Below are 13,858 nucleotides of genomic sequence, written 5' to 3'. Positions count from 1 at the left end.
GAAGCGCCGGGCCCGTGTCGAAAGGTCCCGCGCATGACCGCGAAGGTCCTCGTCATCGACAACTACGACTCGTTCGTCTACAACATCGTCTCGTACCTGGCGCAGATCGGGGCTGAGGTCGAGGTGTGGCGCAACGACGACGCGCGCTTCGCGGACGCGGGCTGGCACGAGCCGTTCGACGGCGTGCTGCTGTCCCCCGGGCCGGGCACACCTGAGGAGGCCGGCGTGTGCGTCGACGTCGTGAAGGATCTCGGCGGGGTGAAGCCGATCTTCGGCGTGTGCCTGGGCCTGCAGGCGATGGCCGTCGCGTACGGCGGCGTCGTCGACCGCGCCCCTGAGCTGCTGCACGGCAAGACGTCGCCCGTGTTCCACGAGGGCGACGGCGTGTTCGCGGGGCTGCCGTCGCCGGTGACGACGACGCGCTACCACTCGCTGGCGATCGTCGAGGACACGGTTCCCGACGTGCTCGAGGTGACGGCCCGCACGGACACGGGAGTGATCATGGCGGTGCGGCACCGCGAGTTCGCCGTCGAGGCGGTGCAGTTTCACCCGGAGTCGGTCCTCACCGAGGGCGGCTACCAGATGCTCGCGAACTGGCTCGCGGTCTGCGGCGACGTCGAGGCCCCCGCCCGCGCCGTCGGGCTCTCCCCTCTCACCTCGGTATCGCTCGCCCAGAGCTGACGTCGGCGCGTCCCGCAGGCACGCGCCGACGCAAGGGTCCCGCTAGCGCCACGCGTCGGACAGCGCGGCGACCACCCGATGCAACAACCACACCTGACCCGCCAGCGTTGGGTGCAACCCGTCGGCCAGCAGGAACTCCTCGCTCGGAAGCCGCACGGCCGACGCATGGAGGTTGGTCGCTTCGGGATCGACCTCGAGGACCAGTTCGGAGACGGCCTCGATGTCCGACGGCAGCCAACTGGCCCCGTGCCGGTTCACGACGCTGCCGCGCTCGTCGCCCGCCAGCGGGGTGAACACCACCCTACGGGCACCCAGGTGGCCGCACATTGCGCGCAAGCCTCTCAGGCCCCGGCGCGTGTCATCAGGCGAGCACATCGGCACGGCGAGACCGAACCCGTGCCGCCTCGCGTCGTTGGCGCCGATGAGCTGGATCACCACCGCGGGCCGGTGCGCGGCCGCGAGGTGGAACCGGGAGAGGGCGTCGAGGGTCGTGTCACCGCCCCGCGCCGTGCTGCGAAGCACGAGCTCCGGACGGAGGGACGTGAGCAGGCCGCCCAGCAGTTCCGCCCAACCCAGCCGATCTGCCGACATCGAGTCGCCGACCACGGCGATGGATCCACCGGGGTCTGGGACACGCGCGATGGCGGCGGTCAGCGCCGAGTCTCCCAGGAGCGCGTCGACGACGGCGGCGCGAATGTCGTCGATCCGCCGGAGAAGACGCATCCCCTCCTCACGGGTCAGCCCGAGGTGCTCCGCGGACACTGTGCCGTCGGCGTCGTCGTCGATGTCGAAGACCCGTTGAGGGCGCACGTAGCGCAGTTCGTACAGGCCGGGATGCGCCTCCTCCTCGGGCGCGAGCACGGCCCGCGCCCGCGCTCGTGACATGTCGAAGAGGGCGTGGTCGTTGCTCGTCATTTCGCGATTCCTTGCAGCAGGGCCTTGGTGAAGTGCTTCTGCAGGAATACGAACAGGATCGTGGTCGGCGCCATGATCAGCAGCGTCACGGCGCAGACAAGGACGACGTTGGTCGTCTTCTCGCCCTGGAAGGCTCCGAGCGCTCCCGCGAGCGTGCGCTTCAAAGGGTCGTTGATGAGGACGATCGCCAGCATGAACTGGTTGGTGGTCCATAGTGACAGCAGCATCGTGAGCGACACCCAGGCGGGCATCGCCAGCGGAATCTGGATGTGCCGGAAGGCGCCGAGGGCCGACGCCCCGTCGATCTGCGCCGCCTCGGTGACCTCGGCCGGCACGTTGACGAAGTGGCTGCGCATCCAGAACACCGCGAACGGCATGTGCAGACCGATGAGAGGAAGGATCAGGCTCAGCTGGGTGTTCAGCAGCCCGAGTCCCTGCATCATGTAGTACAGCGGCGTGAGGATGGCCTCGAAGGGAAGGGTCAGCCCGAAGACGAAGAGGGCCAGCAGGAAAGCCCCGCCGGGGAGCCGCAGCTGCGCCAAGGCGTAGCCCGCCATCGTCGACAACACCACGGTGAGCGGGACGACGCCCAGCACGATGATCGCCGTCGACCCCAGCAGCGTCAGGAAGCTGGTTTGCTCCCAGGCGTCCGCGAAGTTGAACCAGGTGGGTGTGGAGGGGATGCTCAAGCCCGACGGGGTCGTGCCCTGCGGCTGCAGCGCCGTCGTCAACAGGCTGATTAGCGGGATCGCGGTCACCAGCATCATCACCAACAGGAGGGCGAGGTTGGCGCCCCGCGCGCCGGTTCGCGGAGGCATCGCACGAAGCACGGCCATTACGCCTCCCTCCTGAGCCTCTGCAGGGGCACGACGATCGCCACGACGAGGACGACGAGCACGACGGCGAGCGCCGACGCGACGCCGACCTGCTGCGCCGTGAAGGTGAGCCGGTAGATCATCAAGCCGGGAACCATCGTCGAGTAGCCCGGGCCGCCCAGCGTCGCGACGTAGATGATGTCGAAGCTGGCAAGGGCGGCGATGACGAGGACGGTGAGCGCCACGACGATCTCCTGGCGGAGGCCAGGGACCGTGATGGCGAGGAACTCGCGGACCCGGCCCGCGCCGTCGAGCCTCGCCGCCTCGTAGAGCGACGGGTCAATCTTCCCGATTCCCGCGCTGAACAAGACAGTGCACAGGCCGAAGGACACCCAGGTGCCGATCAGCCCGATGGCGGGCAGCGCCGTCGAGAAGTCACCGAGCCAGGCGCGGGCGATGCCGCCGAGGCCGACGGCGCGGAGCAGCTGGTTCACCACGCCGTCGGTCGAGTACATCCACGACCACGCGATCGCGGCGCCGGCCAGCGGGATGATCTGCGGAAGGAACAGCACCGTCCTGGCGACGGCGTTGCCGAACCGTCCCCGGACCTCGCGGAGGACCGCGGCCGCCATGAGGCCGATGACGATGGGAATGATCGCGAAGAACAGGATCAGGATGAACGCGTTGACGATCGATCCGTACAGCTCACTGTTGCCGAAGACCCTTGCGTAGTTGTCGAGGCCTGCCCAGGTAGCGACGCCGATCCCGTCCCAGTCGTAGAACGAGTACTGAACGGTCTGCGCGACCGGGAAAAGCACGAACGTCCCGTAGAAGGCCAGCGCGGGCAGGACCCACAACCAGCCGGCCAGCTTCCGGGTCATCGTCCCAGCTGCTTGTCGTAGTCGCTCTGGAGACGGGCCACGAAGTCGGAGGGGGTGACGCTGCCGGTGACGAGGAGCTGGAACTGCGGGATGATCGTGTCGGTGTAGATCGACGCCGTCGCGTTCCCGATGTAGGGCGTGATCCCGTTGTCCCTATTCAGCAGCTGGAAGGCCGAAAGCGTGTCCGCGATGGCCGGGCCGACCTCGAGCTCGGGCAGGGCCGCATCCGCGGGCCCGCCGGGCACCTGGCCGGTCGTCGACACCATGATCGCGCGTCCCTCGTCGCTGAAGGCGAAGTCGAGGAACGCTGCAGCTGCATCCTTCTGATCGGACTGGGCAGGGATGACGTAGTTGACCGGATCCGACATGGAGGCGAACTTCCCGTGGTCCGCGGTGGGCGGCAGCAGGAAGAAGCCGGCATTGTCGCCCATCGCCTCGTCGATCGCAGCGGCGTCCCAGTTGCCGTCGTACGAGAAGACGGCCTTGCCCGCGGTGAACCTGGCGAGCGCGTCCGTGTTGTTCAGCGCCACGACATCGTCGGGCAGGTATCCGGCATCGGCCCAGGAGACGAGCGTCTCGGCCGCGGCGAGCGCCTCGGACGTGTCGATCGAGGCGCCCGGGACGTTGAAGACCCAGTCGTCCAGCGTCGGCTTGGCCCCCTTGGCGAGCATGAGCGCCTGGAACGGCCAGAAGAGCGCGCCGTCCTGTCCCGACGACATCAGCGCCGTGTGCTCGGTCTGCCCTGCCTTCGCGAGCAGGTCCTCGAACTCCTCCAGGGTCGTCGGCGGCTGCTCCATGCCGATCCCCGCCGCCAGTTCCTTGTTGTAGTAGACGCCCGTGAGCGAGAAGCTGATGCCCATTCCGTACAGGCCGCCCTCGCCCCGCTGAAGGCCGTCGTCGCTGACCCGCCACTGGTTCAGCTGGCTGGAGGGGAACTCGTCCCATCCGTAGAGGCTCGCGTAGTCGTCGAGCTGGGTGAGCTGGCCGTTCTTGACCGTGTTGCCCAGCGTAGGGAAGCGAATCAGGTCCGGGGTGTCGGGGGTGGAGATGATCCGCGGGCCGTTCTGCTGGAGGACGGTGAACTGCTCGGACTTGACCTCCACTGTCACATTCGGGTGGTGCGCGCGGAACGCATCGGCGAGCTGGTTGATCGACGCCTTGTCCGTCTCCGACGTCGTCGTCATCACCGTGAGGGTGATCGGCTCGGTGCCGAGGTCGCGGCTCACCGCCGCGGTCTCGGTCCTCGTGGGCTGCGGCTTGGCGCCGGGGGCGCACCCGGCGCTGAGGAGGAGCGTTCCCGCGAGAAGGGCGACGCCGAGGCTCGCTCCGATCGGCCTCCGGCGGCCGGCTGTGGTGTGGGTGGGCATATACGGCCCCTTTCTGTCGGGCTTCATCGGCCGAGCGTCCGACCTTCGGATGCTCATTCGTATGAGCATTGCGCGAACCACTGCAAATACGAATTAGCAGTATGATGCATGCCTCCGATCCGAGTGTCAACACCTGGAGGACGACGCGAGGCTATCCGCGGGGCCTGGCGAGCGAGTCCCGGCGCACGAGGCGGCCACGGATCTTGACCTGGGGATCGACCTTCTTCCCCGCTGCGAGCGCGAACATCTGCTCGACCCCCCGACGACCGAGGTCGAGGAATGGCAGTTCAACCGTCGTCAGCGCGGGATGGAGCACCTCCGCGAGGTACTCCTGATTGTCGTACCCCACCACCGATATGTCCTCCGGACAGCGCAGCGAGAGCTCGCTCAGCGCCAGCATCACGCCGAGCGCCACCCGGTCGCTCGCGCACAGGACCGCCGTCGGGAGCTCCCCTCGCGCGATCTCGATCATCCGCTCATAGCCGGAATCGGTGTCGTATCCGCCGTAGCTGATCCCCATGGTCACGCCGGCCGCGCGCGCCGCCTGCGCCATGCCACGGATCCTCTCGGCGGTCGCCCAGCGGTCAGGCTCCCCCGCCAGATACAGCACGTTCGTGTGACCGGCATCGAGGACGGCGCGCATGGCGAGCCCCCCGCCGAACTCCTCGTCGGGGATCACGCTCGGGGTTCCCGCCTCGTCGAAGCAGTTGACGAGAACCGTCGGGGTGGGAGCGCTGACCGGAAGCTCCACCAGACCGGTGGACTGTGCGGAGAAGAGCAGGCCGTCGACCCTCCGATCGAGCAGCGCGTTCACCGCCGCCGCCTGGACGTTGTCGTCGTCGCCGGTGTCGGCGAGCAGGACCAGCACGTCACGCTGCCACGCAGCCTCCTGGGCTCCGACGATGATCCGCCCACCGAAGGGCGTCGACGCGATCCGGTCGGTCAGCATGCCGATCGTCAGCGTCTGCCCGGTCTTCAGCGCCCTGGCCGTCAGGTCCGTGCGGAACCCCAGTTCCTCCACCGCCTCCAGCACCCGCTTGCGGGTCGCCTCACCGATCCGCGCGCCCGGACGGTCGTTGACGACGAAGGACACCGTGCTCTGCGAAACGCCGGCCAGGGCCGCCACATCGTTCATCGTGGGCGGCTTGTGTCCGCCGCGCCTCACCCGTGCCATGCCGCCATGCTAAGAGGTCCCGGAGACACGTGCCACCTGCTCAGGAAGTACTGATCAATGGGGTACTTCGCTAGCGAGGCTAGGGGGCAGGAACCGGGGCGGCGTAGCGGAGGCCGACCGAGCCGGCGAAGGCCGGGGCCTCGATGGCCGCGATCCGGTCGACGGCGTAGCCCAGGCCGTAGACGTCGACGTACTGCTTGTAGATCCGCACCGACGGCGAGTCGTTGAGGGCCGCGAGGAGCGCGTCGGCGTCGCCGATGGCCTCGATGACATACGGCGGCGCGTACGGCACGCCGTGGAGGACGACGGTGTTGCCGACGCACTTGATCCCTGTCGTGGCGATCACGCGCTGTCCTTGAATGGTCATGGCCTCCGCGCCGCCGGCCCACAGCGCGTTGACCACCGACTGGATGTCCTGCTGATGGACGACCAGCAGGTCGTCGGAGACACCGGCCGGCTTCACATCGGCCGGGGCGTCGGTGAGCGTGACGCGCAGGCCGGGGCCGATGAGGCCGGTCAGCCCCGCGGCCTCCTCCGCGACGGCGAGGCGCTCCGCCAGCTGTCCGCCGCCCGGCTGCCGCGCGGCGAGGGCGCCCACCTCGTCGGTCAGGGCGGCGACGTCGCGGCGCAGTACCTCGTTGCGCGAGGCCTGGGTGGCGACGAGGTCGCGCATGTCGGCGGTGCGGTCACTGCGCAGGTCAGTTCCGCGCGCCGCGATCCCCGCGACCGTCATCATCAACCCCGCGAGCACGCATACCAGGACGGTCGCGAAGCGCCCGGGCAACGTCCGCGGTCGTTCCTGGTTGTGACCGACCCTTTCCCGGACGCGCGCCGCCCGCAGTCGGACCCAGTCGCGCATACTCACGCTCCCAGCCTATTCTCAAGTGGGCAAACCTCCCACGCTCAACTACGCTGACCAGGTAGCAATCGTTCGAGGAGGACGCACGTGCCCGAGTCCAAGGTTCGCAAGCAGGCGGCGGACAAGAAGAAGGCCAAGGACAAGGCCGAGCTGTCCGACGGCCGCGAGAAGACCGCGCGCCTCGCTCCCGGGACCCGAAACTGGGTGCCCGCGGTGTTCATCCCCGTCGGGTTGCTCGGCGTGCTGTGGATGGTCGTCTGGCAGTTGGCCGGGCAGCAGATCGGCTTCATGCGGGCCATGGGCGACTGGAACGTCCTCGTCGGGCTGGTGCTCATCGTCGCCAGCTTCTCGCTGATGACCCTGTGGAAGTGACCGCCGCGAAGCTGCTGGGGACGTTCGATGCCGTCCTCTTCGACTTCGACGGCACGCTCGGCGAGTCGAACGACGCCGTGTTGCGCGCCTACGCGCGATGGGCCGAGGAATACGGGGTCGAGGTCGGCTACGCGCGGGAGTACATCGGCCGGCCCTCGGCCACTGCCGCGCACGCGCTCCTCGCGCCGGAGATCGCCGTCGAGGCCGGGCTGCGCCTCGATGAGCTCGAGTCGTCGGACATCGACGGTGTCGTGGCCCTCCCCGGTGCGGGCGAGGCCCTGGGCGCGATCGGCGACGACCGCCACGCCATCGTCACCAGCTGCACGACCCGGCTGTTGACCGCACGCCTCGCCGCCACGGGCCTGCCCTTCCCTCAGGTCATCGTCACCTGCGACGACGTGCGCGATGGCAAGCCAGCCCCCGACTCCTACCTGCTGGCAGCGGAACGCCTGGGCGTCGACCCCGCGCGCTGCCTCGTCGTCGAGGACGCGCCTGCCGGGATCGCCGCCGGCCGCGCCGCGGGCTGCGCCGTCCTTGGCATCCTTACCCAACTCCCCGCGGACGTCCTCGGCGCCGACTGGCATGCCCAGACGCTCGCCGAGGTCTCCTTCATTGAGACCCCCGACGGCGTCACCGTCACCCTGCGCTGACCGATCGGAGCCGTCTTCAGCGGTTGGGTCACCAGGACGACTTGGTGATCCCCGGGAGATAGCCGTCGTGTGCGAGCCCGCGGAACCGGACGCGGGAGACGCCCGCCTTGCGCAGATAGCCGCGGGGGCGGCCGTCGATCGAGTCCCGGTTGCGGAGCCGGACGGGGCTGGCGTCGCGCGGCAGCTTCTGCAACTGCTTATGTGTCTCCTTTCGCTCCTCGAGCGTGGGCGCGGTTCGGGCGCGCTCCTTCAGCTCGGCACGCTTGGCCGCGTATCGGGCGACGGTGCGCTCGCGGCGCTTGTTGGCCGCGATCTTCGCGGTGCTCGCCATCAGAGCACGACCCCCTGCGCCAGCAACTCCCGGACCACCGCGTCGATGCCGCGCTGGTCGATGGTGCGAATGCCTCTCGGGCTGACTGTCAGCGTGACGCGGCGTCCGAGCGACGGCACCCAGTAGTGCTTGCGCTGGACATTGACGTTCCACCGACGCCGCGTCCTGCGGTGCGAGTGGGACACGTTGTTCCCGAAGCCCGGCTGGGCCCCGGTGATTTGGCAGGTGCGTGACACACGCCCTCCTATGTTTATAATGAGAACCGTTATCATCGACCAGTAGCAGGTGTTCATGCAGGACAACATTCATCCCCCCTACCAGCAGGTGATCTTCCGCGACCGCTCAGCAGGGCTGGTCTTCAGAACGGGGTCCACGCTGACGTCGTCGGAGACCATCGAGTTCGAGGGCGAGACCTACCCCGTCATCGACGTGCAGATCTCCAGCGCGAGTCACCCGTTCTGGAGCGGGACGTCGCGCGTGATCGACACCGAGGGCCGGGTCGAGCGGTTCAACAGGAGATACCCAAAGGAAAGGACCACCCCATGAAGGTGCGCAACTCGTTGCGGGCGCTGAAGAAGGTCCCCGGTGCGCAGATCGTGCGACGCCGCGGCCGCGTCTTCGTGATCAACAAGAAGAACCCCCGGATGAAGGCGAGGCAGGGGTGAAGCGGATCCGTGCGCCGAAGGGCGGCGCGCCCGTCGTGCTGGTGGCAGGCGTGTCCGCGACACCGATGGTGTCGGCGGCGATCGCCCTGCAGTGGGACCTCCCGTCCGTCGTCGCCGTTCAGCATTCGATCGACCCCGCACGCGAAATGCTTGTCCGCACCGTCTCCGACATCACCGGCCTGATCGAGCGGGTGGAGATCGACGTGGAGCATGCGTGCACCAGCTGCGCGATCCGCGAGGACATCGTGCCGACGCTCGAGCGACTCGCCGCCAGCGGAAAGTGGGAGGCCATCGTCGCGCAGCTGCCGGTCACGGCGGAGCCGATGCAGGTGTGCCGGGTCGTCGAGGGCATGCCGGGGGTGGCGCCGCACGTGCGGATCGCCGGGGTCATCGTCGCGCTGGACGCGGCGACGTTGGTCGACGACCTCGTGGGCGACGATCTCGTCGCCGAGCGGGACCTGCCGGTACGGGAGGACGATCCACGCGGGGTCGCCGAGACGACATCGTCCTTCGTGGAGTACGCCGACGTCGTCGCCCTCTTCGGCGATGCCGACAAGCGTGGCCTCTCCCTCGTGAAAGCCCTTGCCAGGCCCGGTTCCCTCATCTCGGAGGGGACGACCGGGATCGACCCCGTCGCGCTGCTCCGCGGCATCCACAACCATCCCGAGGCGGAGGACTGGGTCTCCCCGGTGTGCCTGACGCCCGTGGTCGAGCCCGGGGCGTCGGACGTCTGGACGCTCGACTTCCGCTCCGACCGCCCCTTCCATCCGGGGCGGTTGCGGGAGCGGGTCGAGGTGCTCGGCAGCGGGCATCGGAGAACTCGTGGCTGTTTCTGGCTGCCGACGCGCCCCACGCAGGTGTGCCAGTGGGAAGGCGCCGGCGGCATGCTGAGCATCGGCACCTTCGACGACTGGTACGACATGCGTCCGCACACGCGGATCGTGGTCATCGGCACGGACGAGGGCCGCGACGACCTGGAGGCCGCGTTGCGGTCGTGCCTCCTCACCGACGAAGAGATCGCGAAGCACGGCCTGCGCTGGCACGTGCCCGGCGACGGCCTCGAGCCGTGGCTGGGCCCGGTCGACGGCGTGTCTGAGGTGGCGTGACATGGCGGTTCCGAAGCGCAAGATGTCGCGCAGCAACACCAGGAGCCGCCGCGCTCAGTGGAAGGCGGAGCCGATCGACCTCGTGCCGATTCGCATCGACGGCCGCGAGCACCGCGTCCCTCGCCGACTCGTCCGTGCCTATCAGCGCGGTCTCATTCAACCCGACTGACCGTCTACAGATAAGGAAAAAAGAGAACATGAACATCGCAGAGCTGAGCAAGGCGGTCGCCGGCCGTACCGGCCTGGACGCGACGGACGCACGCGTCGTGTTGAGCGTGGCGCTCGAGGAGATCATCGACCAGATCGCGGCGGGTAAGAGCGTCGCGTTGCAGGGCTTCGGCGCGTTCGAGCCCCGGACCCGCGCACCCCGCGCTGGCCGCAACCCGCGCACGGGCGAAGCGTTCCAGATCCCCGAGATCCGCGTGCCCGGCTTCCGCGCCTTCGGCCCGTTCAAGGAGCGCGTCCGGGCCGACTGACTCTCATGGGCGAGGGTGCTCGACCACATATCTGCGTGGGCTCGCTCAGCCGTGCGATACGTACAGCGCGTGCAGCCCACGCAGGCTTATGTTCGGCAAGGGCTCGCGCCGCGTTCGCTCGCCGACTCCGGGACGGACTTATCCACAGATTGCGGACGCGACGGAAAACGCGCCCCTGTTTTTGACATCACGGAGGTATGGAGACAGGTGTTCGTTCATATTCCCAACTCATGCAGGGGGCCACTCGACGCGAGTTGACCACAGCCCTCGACAACGGTGAGGTCAAGAGAATCGTCAGGGGCTGGTATGCGTTCCGGCACGCGGATCAGCGCGTGGTGACAGGGATCCGGGCGGGTGGCCGTGTCGGCTGCCTCACCGGCTGCCGCCTACACCAGCTGTGGACCCCCAAGCACGACGTCACGCATGTCGTGTTCGGCCGCGGAAGCGAGCTGACGCCAGTGCCTGGCACTGTGCTGCACGCCGACGAGGGACCACAACCCAGCTCGGCGGTGTGGCCGCTCCTCGACTGTCTCAGGCACGTGGCGCACCGCCACGGGATGGAGGACGCGCTCATCGTCGCCGAATCGGCGCTGCACAACGGGCTGGTCAGCCCCGACGAGCTCCGTGGGCTCTCCTTACCCGGCCGCTCATCCAGGTTTCTTCGCTACCTCAACAGGGCCGAGTCCGGCAGCGAGACGCGAGTGCGCCTCTTTCTGGAACAACACGGCGTGAGGCTTCTCCCGCAGGTTGAGATTCCCGGTGTGGGCCGTGTCGACCTACTTGTTGGCGACAACCTGATCATCGAGTGCGACAGCGAGGCCCACCACGGATCGGACCGGGACTACCGGGAGGATCGCCGCCGCGATCTGGCCGCGCGCGACCTCGGCTTCGACACGATCCGCCTTAGCTACGCACAGATCTGGTATCAGTGGGAGTCGACGAAACGGAGCCTGCTGCGGCAGATTCGACTCCGTCGACACATCTCCCGAACATAAATCTGCGTGGGCTGCCTCAGCTGTGCCATACGTACGCCTCGTGCAGCCCACGCAGATTTGTGTCCGCACACCGAGGAACAGCCGCGTCCGAGCCACCCGCTTCGGCAGAAGCGTGGAGGGGCGCAGTTGGCAGGGTCGGAGACAGCAGGGCACCCGGTAGGATGCGGCGCGTGACTGACGCCTCTCCCCTCCTGCCCAGCGACTCCGAGCAAACCGCCGTCCGCAAGGAGAAGCGTGCGCGCCTGCTCGACTCCGGGATCGAGGCATACCCGGCAGACCTCGTCCGCACCCACACGCTCGCCGACGTCCGCGCCAACGACGCGTGGTCGACGATGGAGGCCGGCCAGGAGACCGACGACGTCGTCGCCGTCGGCGGGCGCGTCGTGTTCATCCGCAACACGGGCAAGCTCGCGTTCGCCACGCTGCAGGATGGCTTCACACCTGACGTCAACGGCGAGCGCCTGCAGGTCATGCTGTCGCTGGCCGAGGTCGGCGAGGAGGCGCTCGCGGCGTGGAAGGCTGACGTCGACCTCGGCGACTACGTCTGGGTCACCGGCCGCGTCATCGTGTCGAAGCGCGGCGAGCTTTCCATCATGGCCTCCGAGTGGCGCATGGCCGCGAAGGCACTGCGCCCGCTGCCCGTGCTGCACAAGGACCTGTCGGAGGAGGCGCGCGTGCGCCGACGGTACGTGGACCTGATCGTCCGCGACGAGGCCCGCGAGATGGTCCGCAAGCGCTCCGCCATCACCCGCGCCGTCCGCGAGACGCTATACGGGCAGGGCTATCTCGAAGTCGAGACGCCGATCCTGCAGCTGGTCCACGGCGGCGCTGCCGCGCGCCCGTTCCGCACGCACATCAACGCGTTCGACATCGACATGACGCTGCGCATCGCGCTGGAGCTCCACCTGAAGCGCACGATGGTCGGTGGCGCAGACCGCGTGTTCGAGATGGGCCGGGTGTTCCGTAATGAGGGCATCGACTCGACGCACTCCGCCGAGTTCACGATGCTTGAGGCGTACCAGTCGTGGGGCGACCAGGCGAGCATCGCGCGGCTGATCCAGGACATCGTCGTTGCCGCCGCCGACGCCGTCGGCTCCCGCACCATCGAGACGCCGAAGGGCACCATCGAGCTCGACGGTGAATGGGCCTGGCTTCCCGTGTTCCCGGCGTTGTCGGAGAAGGTGGGCGAGACGGTTACCGTCGACACCCCGGTCGAGGACCTGCGGCGGATCGCCGAGGCGCACGAGGTCGAGTTCGATCCCAAGTGGGACGCGGGCAAGCTGGTCATGGAGCTGTTCGGCGACCTTGTCGAGCCCGGCCTGGTCCAGCCGACCTTCGTCTACGACTACCCTTCCATCGCGCAACCGCTTGCCCGCCCGCACCGGTCGGACGTCGGCAAGGTCGAAGCGTGGGACCTGATCATCGGCGGCGTCGAGCGCGGCACCGGGTTCACCGAGCTCGTCGACCCGGTCGTCCAGCGCGACGTGCTCGTCGCGCAGTCGCTGAAGGCGGCGGCAGGCGACGCCGAGGCCATGCAGTTCGACGCGGACTTCATCGAGGCCCTCGAGTACGGAGTTCCGCCGATGGGCGGCCTGGGCCTCGGCATCGACCGCCTGATCATGCTGCTGACCGGCGTCGGCATCCGCGAGACCATCCTCTACCCCCTGCTGCGCCCCCAAGCCTGATCTGGTTCCGGGGTTCCGGCGCGGATGCCGAGGAAGGTGGCGCCGAGGATCATCCCTCCGCCGAGCAGGAGGCGCCAGGTCAGGGACTCGCCGCCGAAAGCGATGGCGAACGCGGACGCGAACACCGGCTCGAAGGCCATCAGCAGCACGATCCTTGTCGGGTCGAGGTGGCGCTGCGCCCACGTCTGCAGCGCCATCGTGACGATGCCCGCGACGATCGCCGTGTACAGCACCGCACCCCAGACTCCCCCGTCCGTGGGCAGTTCGACGCCGTCGGGCACCCCGAACGCCGCGCACGTGACGGCGACGCCGATCAACTGCACCGTCGCCAAGGCGGCCGCATCCATGGACGTCGCGTGCCGGTCCAGCACGACGACGTGGACCGCGTACAGGGCGGCGCCGAGCAGCGTCAGCCACTCCCCCATCCCCAGCAGTGGCACCCCTGCGCCGAAACCGGCGAGGCTCAGCACGCCCAAGCCGACGGTGGCTAGCGCGATCGCCGCCCACGTTCCCGCCTGCACGCGCGCCCGGAACGCCACCCACATCACGATCGGCGTCAGCACCACATAGGTGCCGGTGATGAAGCCGGAAACCGACGCCGCCGTCGTCTGCAATCCCACGGTCTGCGCGATCTGCGCGAGGCCGTAAATCACGCCGATCCCCAACCCGACGGCCCACTGCCGCCCGGTCAGCCTGCGCAGCTTCCCGAGGAACAGCAGCGTGGGGATCGCCGCGCCGATGGCGAACCGCACGACGAGGAAGTCGACCGGATCGATGCGCCCCACCGCGTCCTTGATGACGAAGAACGTCGAGCCCCAGATCGCGGTCACGGCGAGGATCGCCGCGGTTGCCAAGGTGGAGGGGCGCACGCGACTACCTTAGAGGT

Annotated in this window: 19 protein-coding genes; 10 read left to right on the top strand and 9 right to left on the bottom strand. The window is 68.5% G+C overall.

Annotation, left to right across the window (positions count from 1 at the left end; genetic code table 11):
• Nucleotides 1-33: 33 nt before the first annotated feature.
• Nucleotides 34-681: an aminodeoxychorismate/anthranilate synthase component II gene (locus tag IPJ61_RS15760; protein ID WP_297109677.1), complete on the top strand. Its 648-nt coding sequence runs from the start codon at nt 34-36 to the stop codon at nt 679-681.
• Nucleotides 682-723: 42 nt separating this feature from the next.
• Here IPJ61_RS15760 and IPJ61_RS15755 read toward each other — a convergent pair whose 3' ends face one another.
• From IPJ61_RS15755 to IPJ61_RS15730, 6 genes are all read right to left on the bottom strand, one after another.
• On the bottom strand, nt 724-1,596 hold the full coding sequence (locus tag IPJ61_RS15755) for a GDSL-type esterase/lipase family protein (RefSeq protein WP_297109674.1): 873 nt from the start codon (nt 1,594-1,596) through the stop codon (nt 724-726).
• On the bottom strand, nt 1,593-2,432 hold the full coding sequence (locus IPJ61_RS15750) for a carbohydrate ABC transporter permease (protein WP_297109671.1): 840 nt from the start codon (nt 2,430-2,432) through the stop codon (nt 1,593-1,595). Before IPJ61_RS15750 ends, IPJ61_RS15755 begins: the two co-directional genes overlap by 4 nt.
• Entirely contained in the window at nt 2,432-3,292 is an 861-nt protein-coding gene (locus IPJ61_RS15745) for a carbohydrate ABC transporter permease (protein WP_297109668.1), read from the bottom strand. Before IPJ61_RS15745 ends, IPJ61_RS15750 begins: the two co-directional genes overlap by 1 nt.
• Entirely contained in the window at nt 3,289-4,659 is a 1,371-nt protein-coding gene (locus IPJ61_RS15740; RefSeq protein WP_297109664.1) for an ABC transporter substrate-binding protein, read from the bottom strand. The genes IPJ61_RS15745 and IPJ61_RS15740 overlap by 4 nt, the downstream gene beginning before the upstream one ends.
• 151 nt (nt 4,660-4,810) lie before the next feature.
• Nucleotides 4,811-5,833 carry a LacI family DNA-binding transcriptional regulator gene (locus tag IPJ61_RS15735; protein ID WP_297109661.1) on the bottom strand — a complete coding sequence of 341 codons (1,023 nt, stop codon included), beginning with the start codon at nt 5,831-5,833 and terminating at the stop codon, nt 4,811-4,813.
• A gap of 79 nt (nt 5,834-5,912) precedes the next feature.
• Complete coding sequence (locus IPJ61_RS15730) at nt 5,913-6,692, bottom strand: DUF881 domain-containing protein (RefSeq protein ID WP_297110973.1); 780 nt, start codon at nt 6,690-6,692, stop codon at nt 5,913-5,915.
• Between the two features lie 87 nt (nt 6,693-6,779).
• On the opposite strand from IPJ61_RS15730, the gene IPJ61_RS15725 reads away from it, so the two are divergent.
• Nucleotides 6,780-7,064, top strand: a complete 285-nt coding sequence (locus IPJ61_RS15725) for a cell division protein CrgA (protein WP_297109659.1) — start codon at nt 6,780-6,782, stop codon at nt 7,062-7,064.
• The gene (locus tag IPJ61_RS15720; protein WP_297109656.1) at nt 7,061-7,714 is read left to right on the top strand and encodes an HAD family hydrolase; all 654 of its coding nucleotides are present in this window, start codon (nt 7,061-7,063) and stop codon (nt 7,712-7,714) included. The genes IPJ61_RS15725 and IPJ61_RS15720 overlap by 4 nt, the downstream gene beginning before the upstream one ends.
• A 28-nt stretch (nt 7,715-7,742) precedes the next feature.
• Here IPJ61_RS15720 and rpsN read toward each other — a convergent pair whose 3' ends face one another.
• Nucleotides 7,743-8,045, bottom strand: a complete 303-nt coding sequence (rpsN, locus tag IPJ61_RS15715) for a 30S ribosomal protein S14 (RefSeq protein ID WP_297109654.1) — start codon at nt 8,043-8,045, stop codon at nt 7,743-7,745.
• A complete protein-coding gene (rpmB, locus tag IPJ61_RS15710) occupies nt 8,045-8,281 on the bottom strand; it encodes a 50S ribosomal protein L28 (RefSeq protein ID WP_297109651.1) in 237 nt (78 codons plus the stop codon). The genes rpsN and rpmB overlap by 1 nt, the downstream gene beginning before the upstream one ends.
• Before the next feature lie 55 nt (nt 8,282-8,336).
• On the opposite strand from rpmB, the gene IPJ61_RS15705 reads away from it, so the two are divergent.
• The 7 genes from IPJ61_RS15705 (at nt 8,337) to lysS (ending at nt 12,972) form a co-directional block, all read left to right on the top strand.
• Nucleotides 8,337-8,591: a type B 50S ribosomal protein L31 gene (locus tag IPJ61_RS15705; protein ID WP_297109649.1), complete on the top strand. Its 255-nt coding sequence runs from the start codon at nt 8,337-8,339 to the stop codon at nt 8,589-8,591.
• Nucleotides 8,588-8,710, top strand: a complete 123-nt coding sequence (gene ykgO, locus IPJ61_RS15700; RefSeq protein ID WP_297109646.1) for a type B 50S ribosomal protein L36 — start codon at nt 8,588-8,590, stop codon at nt 8,708-8,710. The genes IPJ61_RS15705 and ykgO overlap by 4 nt, the downstream gene beginning before the upstream one ends.
• On the top strand, nt 8,707-9,816 hold the full coding sequence (locus IPJ61_RS15695) for a CobW family GTP-binding protein (RefSeq protein WP_297109644.1): 1,110 nt from the start codon (nt 8,707-8,709) through the stop codon (nt 9,814-9,816). Before ykgO ends, IPJ61_RS15695 begins: the two co-directional genes overlap by 4 nt.
• 1 nt (nt 9,817) lies before the next feature.
• Nucleotides 9,818-9,985: a 50S ribosomal protein L32 gene (rpmF, locus tag IPJ61_RS15690; RefSeq protein ID WP_297109642.1), complete on the top strand. Its 168-nt coding sequence runs from the start codon at nt 9,818-9,820 to the stop codon at nt 9,983-9,985.
• Entirely contained in the window at nt 9,951-10,292 is a 342-nt protein-coding gene (locus tag IPJ61_RS15685; protein WP_297109640.1) for an HU family DNA-binding protein, read from the top strand. Before rpmF ends, IPJ61_RS15685 begins: the two co-directional genes overlap by 35 nt.
• 230 nt (nt 10,293-10,522) lie before the next feature.
• Nucleotides 10,523-11,287 (top strand): hypothetical protein, encoded by a 765-nt coding sequence (locus tag IPJ61_RS15680; protein ID WP_297109637.1) that lies wholly within the window; start codon nt 10,523-10,525, stop codon nt 11,285-11,287.
• A 170-nt stretch (nt 11,288-11,457) separates the two neighbouring features.
• Nucleotides 11,458-12,972, top strand: a complete 1,515-nt coding sequence (gene lysS, locus IPJ61_RS15675) for a lysine--tRNA ligase (protein WP_297109634.1) — start codon at nt 11,458-11,460, stop codon at nt 12,970-12,972.
• Here the strand turns inward: lysS and IPJ61_RS15670 are convergent.
• Complete coding sequence (locus tag IPJ61_RS15670; protein ID WP_297109632.1) at nt 12,945-13,841, bottom strand: DMT family transporter; 897 nt, start codon at nt 13,839-13,841, stop codon at nt 12,945-12,947. The genes lysS and IPJ61_RS15670 overlap by 28 nt on opposite strands.
• Between the last annotated feature and the right edge of the window lie 17 nt (nt 13,842-13,858).

Origin of the sequence: Tessaracoccus sp., assembly GCF_016714275.1 — a bacterium.
GTDB lineage: Bacteria > Actinomycetota > Actinomycetes > Propionibacteriales > Propionibacteriaceae > Arachnia.
The sequence above is the reverse complement of the archived record's forward strand: the minus strand, read 5'-3'. Positions and strand labels throughout refer to the sequence as shown.